This window comes from Microvirga tunisiensis (assembly GCF_009296175.1).
In the GTDB taxonomy this organism is placed as follows: Bacteria; Pseudomonadota; Alphaproteobacteria; order Rhizobiales; family Beijerinckiaceae; genus Microvirga; species Microvirga tunisiensis.
On the sequence record NZ_VOSK01000174.1, the window covers coordinates 1 to 13741 of the forward strand.

17 protein-coding genes, 1 tRNA gene and 1 pseudogene are annotated in these 13741 nt (G+C 63.2%); 8 read left to right on the forward strand and 11 right to left on the reverse strand.

All coding sequences use genetic code 11. The features are described 5' to 3' along the window. Positions 1–142, forward strand: a pseudogene (locus tag FS320_RS27675) (ATP-binding protein); the annotation flags it as partial. On the opposite strand, the gene FS320_RS50915 reads toward FS320_RS27675, so the two are convergent. Together FS320_RS50915 and FS320_RS27685 are read right to left on the reverse strand one after the other, a co-directional pair. Next, the gene (locus FS320_RS50915; RefSeq protein ID WP_152715393.1) at positions 102–1235 is read right to left on the reverse strand and encodes a site-specific integrase; all 1134 of its coding nucleotides are present in this window, start codon (positions 1233–1235) and stop codon (positions 102–104) included. The pseudogene FS320_RS27675 and the gene FS320_RS50915 overlap by 41 nt on opposite strands. Before the next feature lie 93 nt (positions 1236–1328). Then, positions 1329–1413: transfer RNA gene (locus FS320_RS27685), tRNA-Leu, on the reverse strand. Between the two features lie 178 nt (positions 1414–1591). Here FS320_RS27685 and FS320_RS27690 point away from each other — a divergent pair. Beyond that, positions 1592–2698 carry a complex I NDUFA9 subunit family protein gene (locus tag FS320_RS27690; protein ID WP_152715395.1) on the forward strand — a complete coding sequence of 369 codons (1107 nt, stop codon included), beginning with the start codon at positions 1592–1594 and terminating at the stop codon, positions 2696–2698. Between the two features lie 19 nt (positions 2699–2717). On the opposite strand, the gene FS320_RS27695 is transcribed toward FS320_RS27690, so the two are convergent. Further along, a complete protein-coding gene (locus tag FS320_RS27695) occupies positions 2718–3449 on the reverse strand; it encodes a sulfate transporter family protein (RefSeq protein WP_152715397.1) in 732 nt (243 codons plus the stop codon). Between the two features lie 54 nt (positions 3450–3503). On the opposite strand from FS320_RS27695, the gene FS320_RS27700 reads away from it, so the two are divergent. Then, a complete protein-coding gene (locus tag FS320_RS27700; protein WP_152715399.1) occupies positions 3504–4802 on the forward strand; it encodes a flavin monoamine oxidase family protein in 1299 nt (432 codons plus the stop codon). Between the two features lie 17 nt (positions 4803–4819). Here FS320_RS27700 and FS320_RS27705 read toward each other — a convergent pair whose 3' ends face one another. From FS320_RS27705 to FS320_RS27720, 4 genes are all read right to left on the reverse strand, one after another. After that, the gene (locus FS320_RS27705) at positions 4820–5086 is read right to left on the reverse strand and encodes a hypothetical protein (protein WP_244627429.1); all 267 of its coding nucleotides are present in this window, start codon (positions 5084–5086) and stop codon (positions 4820–4822) included. A gap of 20 nt (positions 5087–5106) precedes the next feature. Then, complete coding sequence (locus FS320_RS27710; RefSeq protein WP_152715401.1) at positions 5107–5826, reverse strand: Crp/Fnr family transcriptional regulator; 720 nt, start codon at positions 5824–5826, stop codon at positions 5107–5109. Between the two features lie 203 nt (positions 5827–6029). Next, positions 6030–6407, reverse strand: coding sequence for a response regulator transcription factor (locus FS320_RS27715; protein ID WP_152715417.1), 378 nt, complete (start codon positions 6405–6407; stop codon positions 6030–6032). A gap of 159 nt (positions 6408–6566) precedes the next feature. After that, positions 6567–7559, reverse strand: coding sequence for a 2-hydroxyacid dehydrogenase (locus FS320_RS27720; RefSeq protein WP_192926351.1), 993 nt, complete (start codon positions 7557–7559; stop codon positions 6567–6569). 166 nt (positions 7560–7725) lie between these two features. Here FS320_RS27720 and FS320_RS27725 point away from each other — a divergent pair, with 166 nt between their 5' ends. Both FS320_RS27725 and FS320_RS27730 read left to right on the forward strand, forming a co-directional pair. Further along, positions 7726–8259: an SH3 domain-containing protein gene (locus FS320_RS27725; RefSeq protein ID WP_152715405.1), complete on the forward strand. Its 534-nt coding sequence runs from the start codon at positions 7726–7728 to the stop codon at positions 8257–8259. A gap of 73 nt (positions 8260–8332) precedes the next feature. Further along, the gene (locus FS320_RS27730) at positions 8333–8479 is read left to right on the forward strand and encodes a DUF3096 domain-containing protein (RefSeq protein ID WP_152715407.1); all 147 of its coding nucleotides are present in this window, start codon (positions 8333–8335) and stop codon (positions 8477–8479) included. A gap of 165 nt (positions 8480–8644) precedes the next feature. Here FS320_RS27730 and FS320_RS48395 read toward each other — a convergent pair whose 3' ends face one another. Genes FS320_RS48395 through irrA form a run of 3 tightly spaced genes read right to left on the reverse strand, consistent with a single transcriptional unit; the run spans position 8645 to position 10047 of the window. Then, positions 8645–8812 carry a hypothetical protein gene (locus tag FS320_RS48395; protein ID WP_244627431.1) on the reverse strand — a complete coding sequence of 56 codons (168 nt, stop codon included), beginning with the start codon at positions 8810–8812 and terminating at the stop codon, positions 8645–8647. Next, entirely contained in the window at positions 8809–9522 is a 714-nt protein-coding gene (locus FS320_RS27735; RefSeq protein WP_244627432.1) for an EamA family transporter, read from the reverse strand. Before FS320_RS27735 ends, FS320_RS48395 begins: the two co-directional genes overlap by 4 nt. A gap of 51 nt (positions 9523–9573) precedes the next feature. Then, a complete protein-coding gene (gene irrA, locus FS320_RS27740) occupies positions 9574–10047 on the reverse strand; it encodes an iron response transcriptional regulator IrrA (RefSeq protein WP_152715409.1) in 474 nt (157 codons plus the stop codon). A 235-nt stretch (positions 10048–10282) separates the two neighbouring features. Here irrA and fabA point away from each other — a divergent pair, with 235 nt between their 5' ends. From fabA to fabI, 3 genes are all read left to right on the forward strand, one after another. After that, the gene (fabA, locus tag FS320_RS27745; RefSeq protein ID WP_192926352.1) at positions 10283–10804 is read left to right on the forward strand and encodes a 3-hydroxyacyl-[acyl-carrier-protein] dehydratase FabA; all 522 of its coding nucleotides are present in this window, start codon (positions 10283–10285) and stop codon (positions 10802–10804) included. Between the two features lie 327 nt (positions 10805–11131). Beyond that, complete coding sequence (gene fabB / locus FS320_RS27750; protein ID WP_152715413.1) at positions 11132–12355, forward strand: beta-ketoacyl-ACP synthase I; 1224 nt, start codon at positions 11132–11134, stop codon at positions 12353–12355. A 159-nt stretch (positions 12356–12514) separates the two neighbouring features. Continuing rightward, a complete protein-coding gene (gene fabI / locus FS320_RS27755; protein WP_162003276.1) occupies positions 12515–13345 on the forward strand; it encodes an enoyl-ACP reductase FabI in 831 nt (276 codons plus the stop codon). A 181-nt stretch (positions 13346–13526) separates the two neighbouring features. Here the strand turns inward: fabI and FS320_RS47240 are convergent. Beyond that, positions 13527–13741 (reverse strand): hypothetical protein (locus FS320_RS47240; RefSeq protein WP_210252222.1); only part of this gene is annotated, 215 nt, incomplete at its 5' end.

Here is a 13741-nt window from a genome sequence, read left to right on the forward strand (position 1 = left end):
GAACAAGAGCATCCGGGAGTGGACCGAGCTGCTGGCCGGCGACGAGGTGCTGGCCACGGCCATCCTCGACCGCCTGCTGCACCGAGCGCATGTTCTCAACATCAAGGGGCGCAGCTATCGCCTGCGGGATCTGGAGGAGGCTCTCCAGCGGGCTCACGCTTGAGCCGTCGTAAAACTGGATGTCGCCTTATCTCGTAAATCTCGGTGTCGCTTGACAGGTGCCGCGCCTCGTCATAGAACAGTGGTCGGCTGCCACAGGATCTCGCAAACGGCAAGAAACCCTGCTCAATGAGGTGGGCATGTATAGGAACCTTGCGGGGGATGCCTGTCTTAGTTTTCCAAAGGTGCATGACAGGGATGCCCTCCTCCAACCAGATGTCACTTCCCCGGAGATGGCACAGTTCGCCAATTCGGGCCCCTGAGTAGGCAGCGAGCCACGGACACCACCGGGCTGCATTCGAAATGGACGGATCCCGTGGGTGACGCTCTACACCCAGCGACGCTCGAAGGATGGCTCCTATCTCATCAGGGCGGAACGTTCGCTCCCGCTTGATTCCGATCTTTGGCTCATCGAGGCGGACACCTGTGGCTGGGTTGGTGGACATTACCCTGCCCCCGTTGCGGTCCATAGCCCATTTGAACATGGAACTTGCTGCGACAAGGTCGTTCTTGTTGACAGCCCGAGGACTCACACCATCCCTGTCACGCCTATCCTCGGCCCAGGCGTGAAGGTCATCGCCAGTGAGCGACCGGACGTCACGCTCTCCTGCGAAGGCTGAGAGAGACCTCAGGCTGGCCTTATATCGCTTCAGCGTATTCTTAGCCTTCTTGTCGGCATGGTAGTCCAGCCACCTCTCGAGCAAAGCGTCCGTCGTGAGGAGATCCCCACCGGGCATGGACGAGTCGATTTGGGCTACTAGGGTTCGCTTGGGCAGACGCCCCATATTCGATTCAGGGCTGAAATTGTCGCTGATCTCGGCTCCAGTCCGGTGTGCCTCCCAGAAACGTCTCAGGGCTACATCCGCAGCCGCGTGGAGCCGCTTGGCCTCGGAGGCGTCCCTGGTGTGAAGGGACATCTGGACCATCTCGCCGATCTTGACCGTTTTGATCTGACTGCCGAGCGGCAGAGACACGAAGGTGCCCCTGAGCCTCCCCATATCGCTGGGCGTGCGCTGTCGAAGGTGAAGTTTGCCCGTCTTCTTGTCCTTCCACGGACGAGCCATCGTGAACGCCATGTGTGAGACCCCTGTGTAAGACCAGAGACCTGCAAGAGCGTTGAAAGATCAGGGAAATCGTTGATCAGAAAGGCGTTGGACCATCAAGAGGGATGGTGCCCAGGAGAGGACTCGAACCTCCACGGTGTTACCCGCTGCTACCTGAAAGCAGTGCGTCTACCAATTCCGCCACCTGGGCCTACCTGTTCGGCGAGGCTTCGTTTACGGTGCTTCTGGCGGCACGTCAATCACTGAAAATGCGACCGATGTGCTTTCTTTATCATGCACCTCTTCACAGGGGAGCAGCGTTTGACTAGAGACATTTTGAATTTCACACCCAAGCTCCATGCAAGTCCCTCCCAGGGCAGGAGAGTTTCATGATCGGTGCCCTTCGCACGCCTGAGCAGCAAACCGTCACGGTCTTTGGCGGATCGGGCTTCCTCGGCCGCTACGTGGTGAGCCGTCTGGCTGAGCGCGGCTACCGCGTCCTCGTGCCGACCCGCCAGCCGAACCTCGCGAACTTCCTGCCTCTGGGCAAGGTGGGACAGATCAACCCGATCCACGCCAACCTGCGCAACGAGGATTCGGTGGCTCATGCCGTGGCGCGGGCGGACCACGTGGTCAACCTCGTCGGCATCCTGCAGGAAACCGGCCGCCAGCGCTTCGATACGCTCCAGGCCAAGGCGCCGGCGATGATCGCACGGCTCGCCAAGAACGCTGTGTCCATCATCCATGTCTCGGCCATCGGCGCCGATGCGAATTCCGAATCGGCCTATGCGCTCTCCAAGGCCGAGGGCGAGGCCGCCCTGCTCCAGGAGCGGCCGGATGCCGTGATCCTGCGTCCCTCTCTGATGTTCGGGCCGGGCGACAGCTCCTTCAACCGCTTCGCGACGCTCGCCCGCATGCTTCCCGTGCTGCCGCTGCCGGGCGCCGAGACCCGCTTCCAGCCGATCTATGCGGGTGATGTGGCCGAGGCCATCGTGCGGGCGGTGGACGGCGTCGTGCCGGGCGGCAGGGTCTACGAGCTCGGCGGACCCGAGATCCGCACCATGCGCCAGATGATGGAATTCGTCCTCAAGGTCACCGAGCGCAAGCGCGTCATCATTCCGATGCCGGGCAAGATCGCGCGGGTGCAGGGCAGCGTCCTGGGAACGCTCGACCGGCTGACGCTGGGGCTCATCCCGAACGAACTCGTCACCACCCGCGACCAGGCGATCCTGCTCGAGACGGACAACGTGGTCTCGGAAGACGCCCTGCGCGAGGGCCGCACGCTCCAGGGCCTCGGTCTCACGCCCACCACCATCGAGGCGATCGTGCCGAGCTATCTCCTGCGCTTCCGCAGGACCGGCCAGTTCGACCTCAAGCGCAATGCTACCCCGGGCAATACTCCGGACCTGCTCGCGCCGCGCTCAGGAGGCCCTGCGTCCGACTTCCACCCGGAGCGGGCTACCGGACCGGCCGTCGGCCAGTCGTCGAGCCACTGAAGGGTCGCCTTCCAACCCTTCAGGCTTTCTCGATCGACGCATGGTTGTCGCGGCGAAGCGGCATCCGCTCCGCCGGATTCTGCGTAAGCTTCTTGTGCAGATGAACCATCAGGGCCGCGCCGAAGATCGGCGTGATCAGGTTCACCACCGGCACAAGCAACAGAGCCGCCACCACGGCACCGGCGGCCAGCACCGTGCCCCGGTGCTCCGCGCGCAGGCGCGTCACGTCCTCGGCCGGCCAGAAGCGGCCCGCCGCCAGCTCGAAATATTCCCGGCCCAGCAGATAGGCGTTGGCGATGAAGAACACCCCGATATTGATGCCGGGGATGAAGAACAGGAGCAGGGCAACGAGGTTTACGAGAAGGGACAGGCCGGCGAAACGAAGGCCATAGAAGAGGGCCTTTCCGAAAGGCAGGGGCTGGCCGGGTGAGTCGGCAGGATAATTCTTGCGCTCCACCACTTCGGCCACGTCGTCGAGGAAGTAGCCCGCCACGATGGCGGAGATCGCCGGCAGCAGATAGATCAGGGCGATGAAGAGGCCGAAGCCCGCGAGGAAGAATGCAAAGCTGTCGATGATCGGATAGGTGGCGCTCAGATCATGGTTGTTGAGAAAGATATCGAACAGCTTGGTCAGCCCGAGCCAGACCAGAACGAGCAGCGCCACGGTCAGTCCAATCGATTTCCAGACAATGCGCCGCAAAGCGGGCGAGAAAACCTCGCGGGCTGCCGCGAAAACCGATTGGATCAGCATCTGTCGTTCGTCTCCTTGCAGGGCGTCCCTTGATGTGGGAGGCGGACCTTACTTATGAAAGAACCCGCTGCAAAGCGAGGGGTGGAGATCAGCGTGTCATTGGACGGTGAAACGTCGACGAGCTTGAACGCGAATCCGGATGTGGTGATCGTCGGCGCGGGAAGCGCCGGGATCGCCGCGGCGCGACGCCTGCTGGCCTCCGGGCTGTCGGTGACGGTGCTGGAGGCGCGGGGCCGCATCGGCGGACGCACGGTCACGCGTCTCTTCAAGGGCCACCCGCTCGATCTCGGCGCCCATTGGCTTCATGCGGGTCCGATCAATCCTCTCGTGAAGCTCGGGCATGGGCGCGGCGAGCCTCTGCGCCGAGCGCCGGTGAACGGGCATTTCTTCGTCCACGGCAGGCCTGGCAGCCGAGCCCAGCGCGCAGCACTCGACCGCGCCTTCGCCATGGCCGACCGGGCGATGACCCAGGCTGCGAAAGCCCACGAGGACCAGCCGGCGGCCAGGACGCTTCCGCCGATGGGACCGCAAGGGCGGCGGGTCGCCGCCATCCACGGCCTCGTCTCGGGCCGGCCCCTCGACGAAGTCAGCCTGCACGATTTTCCGAGCATGGAGTATTCGGACAACCTGTTCATCGCCGGCGGTCTCGGCGCCTATGTGCGCCGTCTCGGCCATGACCTGCCGGTGCGGCTCAACACCGCCGTCCGCGCCATCGACTGGTCCGGACAGGGCGTGCGGATCGATAGTTCCGCCGGGACCCTCCAGGCCAGTGCCGTCATCGTGACCACTCCGATGGCGGTGCTGCAGCAGGGTGCCATCCGCTTCGCACCCGCTCTGCCCACCACAATCGGGGAAGCCGTTCACGGCTTCACGCAAGGCGTTTACGAACATGTGGTCCTGCATTGGCCGGATTCACCGTTTCGCGGTGCGGACCGGCTGGCGAGCCTGACGGGAACTCACCGGCAGCCCCCGGGCCTCCTGACGCGCATCGACGGCACGCCGTTCCATTTCTTCGAGCTCGACCAGCCCACTGCGGCCGCTTTCGACCGGCGCGACATCCATGCGCCTTATCGCTATGCGCGCGAGGTGCTGGCGGAGCAGTTCGGCTATCGGGCGATCCAAAATCTCTCCGCCGTTTACAGCACCGCCTGGCGGCACGATCCCTGGTCGCGTGCTTCCTGGGCCGTGGTGCCACCGGGACTTTATGCCATCCGGGATGTCCTGAAGGCGCCGGTCGGGGAGCGGATCTGGTTTGCCGGCGAGGCGCTCTCGCGCGCCCAATGGGGCACAGCCGGCGGAGCCTGGGAAGAGGGCGAGAGGGCGGCCGGGGAGATCATCGCGCACCTGCGCTGATCGGCGTCAGGGCTGAGTCAAGCCGTTCCCAATCGGGCGCGCACCCAAGTCACGGCCTCGTCGAGATCGGCAAGAACCGGCGGCCTTGCACTCATCAGATCGCCGCAGGGTCCGAAGCCCGCTTCCAGAAACCAGCCTCCCGCACGCTCTTGCCCGCCGATGGTTTCCTCCGGCGTCACCCAGGTGAAGACGGCCACCAGCTGCCCATCCGCGAGAACAAGCCGTCCCTCGTGCCTGCCACCGTCCGCCATGACCGGCATCGCCTGAAGAGTGATATCGCGCATCGCTTATCCGCCGGTCAGGGCTATCGATCTTCGTTTTGCAGGCTGAGATAGGTCGAAGTGAACTCGCCCACCTTCGTCAGCCGCTCCCAATCGAGAATGGTCAATGCGTCACCCTGGAAACGGATCAGTCTTTCCTTGCGCAGTTCCTGCAGCACGCGGTTCACGTGAACGGTCGAGAGGCCCAGGGTATCGCCCAACTCGGCTTGGGTGACAGGCAGCTGGACCGTGTCGCCTTCGGCCCGGCCGACTGCCTTCAGGCGAAGGAAAAGCTCACAGATCAGGTGCGCCATATGGGCCGTGGCGGAGAGGCGCCCCATCGCCGTCAGCCATTCCCGATGGATGGCGCCGTCGATCAGCGTGTTGAGCCACAGCATCCGCGTGAGATGGGGAAACTCGTCGGTGATCTTCTCGAGAGTCGCGTGCGGAACGGCGGCGATGCGGCAGGTGGTCAGTGCCAGCACGCCATGGTCCATCGTCTTCAAGAGGAAGCTGTGCAGATCGAGGAAGTCGCCGGGAACATGAAGAGCCGAGATCTGCCGCCGTCCGTTCGAGACAATCTTGTAGCGGGCGGCGAAGCCATCCAGGAGAAGCGAGCTTTCCGTCGGGCGGTCGCCCTCGCGCACGATGTCCTCATCGGCCTCGACGACCCGAATTCGCGCGATCGCATTTTCCAGCGCCTTCTTCTCATCGTCGGAAAGCTGATCACGCTGTTCGAGCTTTAGAATCAGAGGGTTGGTCATACGGGCCGTTCAGGTGTCAACACGATCCTGTTCTGGCCAAACTCCCTTCTTGGCCGCACTCACATATGTTTATCATATGTTTATGCTCAGGATGGATTTTGGTTGCATGGAGCCGCAGCCCACATCTTCACGTCCGCGAAGAGGCTAAGGGGTCGGCCGATTGACGAAGGAATGGGATAAGGCCGTCCTGTGGCCCTGGAACGTCAGTCCAGGAGGGCGCGGATCGCCTTGGCCGGGGCCTGTTCGCCGTAGGGTTTGGCGATGAAGACAGCCTCTTGCGGGAGCATGCCGTTGTCCGGATCGAGATGGCCGGAGGTGATGACGACGGAGATGTGTGGCCATCGGCTGCGGACGAGCGAAGCGAGTTCGAGCCCGTCCATGGAGCCGGGCATCCGTACGTCCGTGAACAGAACCCGGATGTCCGCGCGGCGCAGGAGAACATCCTGCGCGGCGTGGGCATTGGCGGTCTCGATCACTTCGAAACCGGCATCTTCGAGCGCATCAGCCGTCGCCATTCGAACGAAGGGCTCATCCTCCACAAGGAGGACGACAGGTCGCAGGGGTGACGGATGGCCGTTCATCGAACCGAGAGCGCTCACCACAGGATGGTTGAAGGTTACGTAGGTCGAGCAACGCGAATCACTTGAATTAACATATGTTATCGTGATTGCGGGACAAGGACAAAGTTCGGCAGGGCGTGCAGCCCGCCGACAGAGATGTCCTCTTGGCTCGAAATGGCGTCAGAGCATGCTGGGCAGAACGCGATCCGGCGGCTTGTGGCCGTCGACGAAGGCCCGGATGTTGACGATGACCTTTTCCCCCATGGCCACGCGTCCCTCGTGGGTGGCCGAGCCCATATGGGGCAGCAGCACCACCTTGCCCTGCTTGGCGAGCCGCACGAGGCGCGGATTGACCGCCGGTTCCTCCTCGAACACGTCGAGACCGGCCCCCGCGATGGCGCCGGCTTCGATGAGCTTGGTGAGCGCGCCCTCGTCGATGATCTCGCCACGGGCCGTGTTCACCAGGATCGCGTCTGGCTTCATGAGCTTCAGGCGCCGCGCGGAGAGCAGGTGATAGGTCGCCGGTGTATGCGGGCAGTTCACGGACACGATGTCCATGCGGGCCAGCATCTGGTCGAGGGATTCCCAGTAGGTCGCCTCGAGCTCCGCTTCGATCTTCGGCGGTACGTGGCGGCGGTTGTGGTAGTGGATCGACAACCCGAAGGCCTTGGCGCGCCGTGCCAGCGCTTGGCCGATGCGGCCCATGCCGACGATGCCGAGGCGTTTTCCCGTGATGCGCCGACCCAGCATCCAGGTCGGCGACCAGCCGGTCCATTCCCCGTCGGGGATCACCCGCACTCCCTCCGGGAGGCGGCGGGCGACGGCCAGGATCAGCGCCATGGTCATGTCGGCCGTATCCTCGGTGAGCACGCCGGGTGTGTTGGTGACGGTGATGCCCTTGGCGACCGCCGCCGGGACGTCGATGTTGTCGACGCCATTGCCGAAATTGGCGATGAGCTTCAGGTTGGGACCGGCCTGCTCCAGCACCGCGGCGTCTATCTCGTCCGTGATGGTCGGCACGAGCACATCGGCCGTCTTGACGGCCGCGGCCAGTTCCTCCGGGGAGAGAGACTTGTCCTCGAGGTTGAGGCGCGTGTCGAACAATTCGCGCAGGCGCGTCTCGATCACGTCGGGCAGGCGGCGGGTGACAACGACGACAGGTCTCTTTTTCATCGACTTCAAGCGTCCCCAGCACTGAAAAACCCGCGAAGTTTAAAGAGTTTCACGCTCTCTTAACTCTGCTTCGGCGATCAAAGGTGACGACCCGCCGCGTGGCGGTCTCCGTCAAGCTTCTCTACCAGAGCCTCAACCTAAGACAAAGCCACTATCCGGGGGAACCATGCGCAAGATCGTCCTTGCCCTTGCTCTTGTCAGCCTGAGCGCCGCATCGGCGCTGGCGCAGCAGTCACCGGGCGGCCGTCTTGGCACGGGCCTGCCGGTGCCGCGCTACGTCAGCCTCAAGACGGACCGGGTGAACCTCCGCGAGGGCCCGTCCAAGGATCACAGGACGGCCTGGGTGTTCCAGCGTGCCGGCCTGCCGGTGGAGATCATCGCCGAGTACGAGACCTGGCGGCGCATCCGCGATTCGGAAGGCACGGAAGGCTGGGTTCTCCATTCCCTTCTGTCGGGACGGCGCACCGCCCTCGTGATGCCCTGGGCCAAGAACCAGCAGCCCCCGATCAGCCTGTTGGATCGGGCGGAGGAGAAAGGCGGCGTGGTGGCTCATCTGCAGCCCGGCGTGATCACCAATATCAAGGGCTGTGACGGCAAATGGTGCCGCGTCACGATCGTGATGGACGGGGCGCGCGACGTGGACGGCTATATCCAGCAGGAGAAGCTGTGGGGTGTCTATCCCAACGAGACGGTCGAGTAGGACCTTTCCGATTTATCAAGCTTTTGGGTTTTAGAAAGAAACATCGTTTCGTCGAATCTGAAAGCCTGCCTCTATGTCCCTCAACTTGAGCTTCAAGCTGCTGCCGATCCTGGCCCTGGTTCTCGGCATCGCCTCCATCGTCGCGCCGCGCTTCCTGAACATCTTCGTGGCGATCTTCCTCATCGCCTACGCTCTGGTCGGCTTCGGCTTCATTCGCTGACCGCATCGAAGCGATAACGATCGGAATTCGTTTCGCGTCGAGCCCTCGGTCGATTGGCTCTGGAGCATCGGACCCAGACGTGGAGCGCCCTTTTAGGATCCACCCGATGCTCAAACCCATACGTTGCGCATCGTTCGGCACGGACAACCGGTTCCGTGCGATGCGCTATTGCACGCGCAAGCGTCGAAGAAGTCGGCCTCCGAAGACGTTCAGCGCCAAGCCCAGGACGATCACCGTCCCCCCGAAGGCCTCGATCGGGTGCATGGCTTCACCGAGGATGAGAGACGAGCCTAGGATGCCGGCGACCGGGACGAACAGGGCGAAGGGTGTCACGGTGGCCGCCGGGTGCCGGGACAGGAGTACGCCCAAACGCCGAAGGCAAAGACCGTCGTCGGATAGGCAAGATAGGCCACCGCCGCCATGGTGCCGCCGTTGAGCTGCGTCAGCGCCGTGAACACCTGGGCAGGACCGTCGAGCCAGAGCGACAGGCCGAACAGCGGCAGCGGCGCGACGAGGCTCGACCAGACGATGAAGCCCAGCATGTCGACCCGGCCAGCCCGCTTGGAGATGATGTTGGCCACGCCCCAGGCGGCGGCGGCCAGTACCGTCATGAGAAAGGGAACGGCACCGCCACTCGTCATGCGCGGCCAGGCGATCAGCACGAGTCCGAGGCCGGCTACAAAGCCGCCGATCACCTGATGCGGCCCAGGACGCTCGCCCATGAGCAGGGCCGCAAAGAGAATCGTGAAGAAGACCTGCGCCTGCGTGACCACGGAGGCGAGGCTCGCCGGCATGCCGACGGCAAGCGCTGCAAACAGCAGCCCGAACTGGGCGACGCCGAGGAAGAAACCGTAGCCGACGACGCTGCGCCAATCGGTCTTGGGCCGCGGAACAAAGAAGACCGCAGGAAGGGCTGCAAAGAGAAAGCGGAGCGCAGCCAGCAGCAGGGGCGGCGTGGTGCCGACCCCGAGTTTGATGACCACGAAGCTCAGGCCCCAGAGGGCGGTGACGAGAAGGGCAACGAGGCTATGGCTGAGCGGCATCTGCTAAAGACCGGAGGGCCGCTCTCTTCAGAGGTTAAGAGGGGCGGGGCCTTAAACGCTCTTGCGGCGGAGACGCACGATGACTTCGACACCCGCCACTTCCATGCCGTCCGGGGGCTCGGGCAATTCCGCGACGCTGACGCCAGACGTGAGCGGCATGTCGACGAGCTCGCCCTCTTCCTCCAGGAAGAAGTGGTGGTGCTCGGTCGGGTTGGTGTCGAAATAGGCCTTGGCCCCATCCACCGCGAGCTGGCGCAGCAGGCCCGCTTCCGTGAACTGGTGCAGGGTGTTGTAGACGGTCGCCAGCGAGACCGGGACGCGGGCGCGGGACGCCTCGTCGAAAAGCAGTTCAGCCGTGATGTGCCGGTCGCCCTTGCCGAACAGAAGCCAGCCCAAGGACACGCGCTGCCGGGTCGGGCGCAGGCCGACGCGGCGCAGCTTGTCCCGCAATTCGGACACGGGGCACCCTTTCCGGTGAGCCGGAGCGGTGGTGGACTCGATATAGGCAGACAAAGGATCGGTCATTGGCGGAACTGAATGATCGGATGGGCGCTTCTAACATCACAATCATAGGAAAGCGAGAGGGTTACTGCAAGGCTGCCCTGCTATGGCGGCTGAAATGCTCCTCAACACCGCCAAAGAATCCGGGCGCAGGTCCTTTGATGGATGGCCAAGCCTGTGCTACCAGAGCCCGCACCCAGGTCCCGAGGCTTTCTCGAGGCCGCTTCTTGAAGACGCGATGAAAGGATCGGCATCCGGAATGGCCCGCCAGTCCAGCTTTACTTATGAAGAGCTCCTTGCCTGCGGGCGCGGAGAATTGTTCGGCCCCGGCAATGCGCAATTGCCGCTTCCGCCCATGCTGATGTTCGACCGCATCACCTCCATCGGTGAGGATGGCGGCGCCTATGGCAAGGGCCACGTGCTGGCGGAACTCGACGTGCGACCGGATCTCTGGTTCTTTCCCTGCCACTTCCAGGGCGATCCGGTCATGCCGGGCTGCCTCGGCCTGGACGCGCTCTGGCAGATGACGGGCTTCTTCCTCGGCTGGGGCGGCTCGTCCGGACGAGGCCGGGCGCTCGGCGTCGGCGAGGTGAAATTCTCCGACCAGGTGCTGCCCACGGTCAAGAAAGTGGTCTACGGCGTCGATCTCAAGCGCGTCTTCCGCTCGAAGCTGGTGCTCGGCATCGCCGACGGCTGGCTGGAGGCCGACGGCCGCCGGATTTACGAGGCCAAGGACATGCGCGTCGGGCTGTTCCAGTCGGAAGCAGCCGCAGGCGGCTAGGCTTTCTGGCACTGACCTAAGGTCAGTGCCTGTTCCATCCTATTGACAAAGCGTGGTCTTTTTTAAAGAACCGGCCTTGCCGCCCAGCGCATCGTGCGGAAAAGTGGATCCAGTTTTCCGCCCCGTGCGATGCGCCAGTGAAAAATGAGCATCGGGGCGATCCCAAAAGGGCCGCCACTTTTGGGTCCGATGCTCTAGCGGCCGGGCCTTCGACCTTGGGATCACGCTTTCATCCCATTCGCATGGCTCAGTGTTGAGAATGAGCAGGGTCGACCTTACGTGTTGAGACGTTAAGGCTGGCAGTAAGGTCCTTTGAAGAGGTAGGCTATGAGGCGCGTCGTCGTCACCGGAATGGGCATCGTGTCGTCCATCGGCAACAACACGCAGGAGGTGCTTGCCTCTCTGCGCGAAGCGAAGTCCGGCATCAGCAAGGCCGAGGATTACACGAAATACGGCTTCCGATGCCAGGTTCACGGCGCTCCCAGCCTGAACCCGGAAGAGATCGTCGACCGGCGCGCAATGCGCTTCCACGCCAAAGGCACCGCCTGGAACCATGTCGCCATGGATCAGGCCATTCGGGACGCGGGCCTCGAGGAGAACGAGATCTCCAACGAGCGCACCGGCATCATCATGGGCTCCGGCGGTCCGTCCACCCGAATCATCGTGGAAGCGGCCGACATCACCCGCGACAAAGGCCCGAAGCGCATCGGTCCGTTTGCGGTGCCCAAGGCCATGTCCTCCACCGCCTCGGCGACGCTCGCGACCTGGTTCAAGATCAAGGGCGTGAACTATTCGATATCCTCGGCCTGCGCGACCTCGAACCATTGCGTCGGCAACGCCTACGAGATGATCCAGTACGGCAAGCAGGACGTGATGTTCGCCGGCGGCTGTGAAGATCTGGACTGGAGCATGTCCAATCTCTTCGACGCCATGGGCGCCATGTCCACCAAGTACAACGACACCCCGTCACGCGCCTCCCGCGCCTATGACGCCAACCGGGATGGTTTCGTCATCGCCGGCGGCGCAGGTGTGCTGGTGCTGGAGGAGCTGGAGCACGCCAAGGCCAGAGGCGCCCGCATCTACGGTGAGATCGTCGGCTATGGCATGACCTCGGACGGCTACGACATGGTGGCCCCCTCGGGCGAGGGCGCGATCCGCTGCATGCGCATGGCCCTCAAGGACGTGCACAACCCGGTCGACTACATCAACCCGCATGCCACCTCGACTCCGGTCGGTGACCAGAAGGAGATCGAGGCGATCCGCACGGTCTTCGGCTCGGGCGACAAGTGCCCGCCGATCTCCGCGACGAAATCGCTCACCGGCCACTCGCTCGGCGCCACAGGCGTGCAGGAGGCGATCTACGCGCTCCTGATGATGAACAACCGCTTCATCTGCGAAAGTGCCCATATCGACGAGCTCGATCCCGAATTCGCCGACATGAACATCGTCCGCAAGCGGATCGACGACGCCAAGATGGACACGGTCCTGTCGAACTCGTTCGGCTTCGGCGGCACCAATGCCACACTCGTCTTCAGCCGCTATAACGGGTAAGACGCCGTCATAAACCTGAGACAGCTCCATGCGATGCCCCGACACATTCACGGGGGACCTCGCATGGACATGCTGAATCACACCGACATTCCGGCTCGCGATGCACACTTTCATAACAATTGGCGTCGCACCATGGAGCCGATGCACAGGGGGACCCAAGTGACCGGTCTGATGCAAGGAAAGCGCGGCCTCATCATGGGCGTCGCCAACGACCATTCCATCGCCTGGGGCATCGCCAAGACCCTGGCCCAGCACGGGGCGGAGCTCGCCTTCACCTATCAGGGCGAGGCCCTGGGCAAGCGCGTGACGCCCCTGGCGCAGTCGCTCGGCTCCAACCTCGTCATTCCCTGCGACGTGGAGGACATCGCGTCGGTCGACGCGGTGTTCGACACCCTCGACAGGACCTGGGACGGCCTCGACTTCGTGGTCCACGCCATCGGCTTCTCCGACAAGTCGCAGCTCAAGGGCTCGTATGTGGACGTCACCACCCGCGAGAACTTCTCGCGCACCATGGTGATCTCCTGCTTCTCCTTCACGGAGATCGCGCAGCGCGCCGCCAAGCGCATGAGGAACGGCGGATCGCTCCTGACCCTGACCTATGGCGGCTCGACCCGGGTCATGCCGAACTACAACGTGATGGGCGTGGCCAAGGCGGCTTTGGAAGCCTCCATGCGCTACATCGCGTCCGACCTCGGCCCGCAGGGCATCCGCTGCAACGCCATCTCGGCAGGCCCGGTGCGCACGCTCGCCGGCGCCGGTATTTCGGATGCCCGCCTCATGTTCACGTACCAGAAGGCCCATGCTCCCTTGCGCCGCACGGTGACCATCGAAGATATCGGCGGCTCGGCTCTCTATCTGCTCTCCGACCTCTCCAACGGCGTGACCGGCGAGATCCACTACGTGGATTCCGGCTACAACACCATCTCGATGCCACGCCCCGAGGTGCTGAAGGCCCAGGATGCCGCAGGCGTGACGGGCGAAGAGGGCTAAAAGCCCTCTTCCGGATTCCTCCGACAGTTCAAACGATTGCTTTCGACGCTCCCTACGGCTGAGCGAGTATCGGAGTGCGTCAGCCGGCAAGTCTCCAGACGTCGCCGATCATAAGAGCTGCGTCTCCAGACTTTGAAGCATCATGTCGAAGTGCTGACGCTTCGGATCGGCCTTAACCTTACTAATAAATCATCAATAAAATCGGCTTCTCCAGGCTCTTGGAAAGGCCATGTTGGTCCATTTCTCCTAGAGCGCGTTGACATTCAGGCTTTCGACGGACTCGCAAATCTGATTCAAGCTCCTTTTGGGCGCGGAGGCTTGGGTGAGCGGAGTTCGTCTGATGTTGAAAGATCACCAGTGGGATCGGATGGAGCCGCATTTGCCGGGCAAACGCAT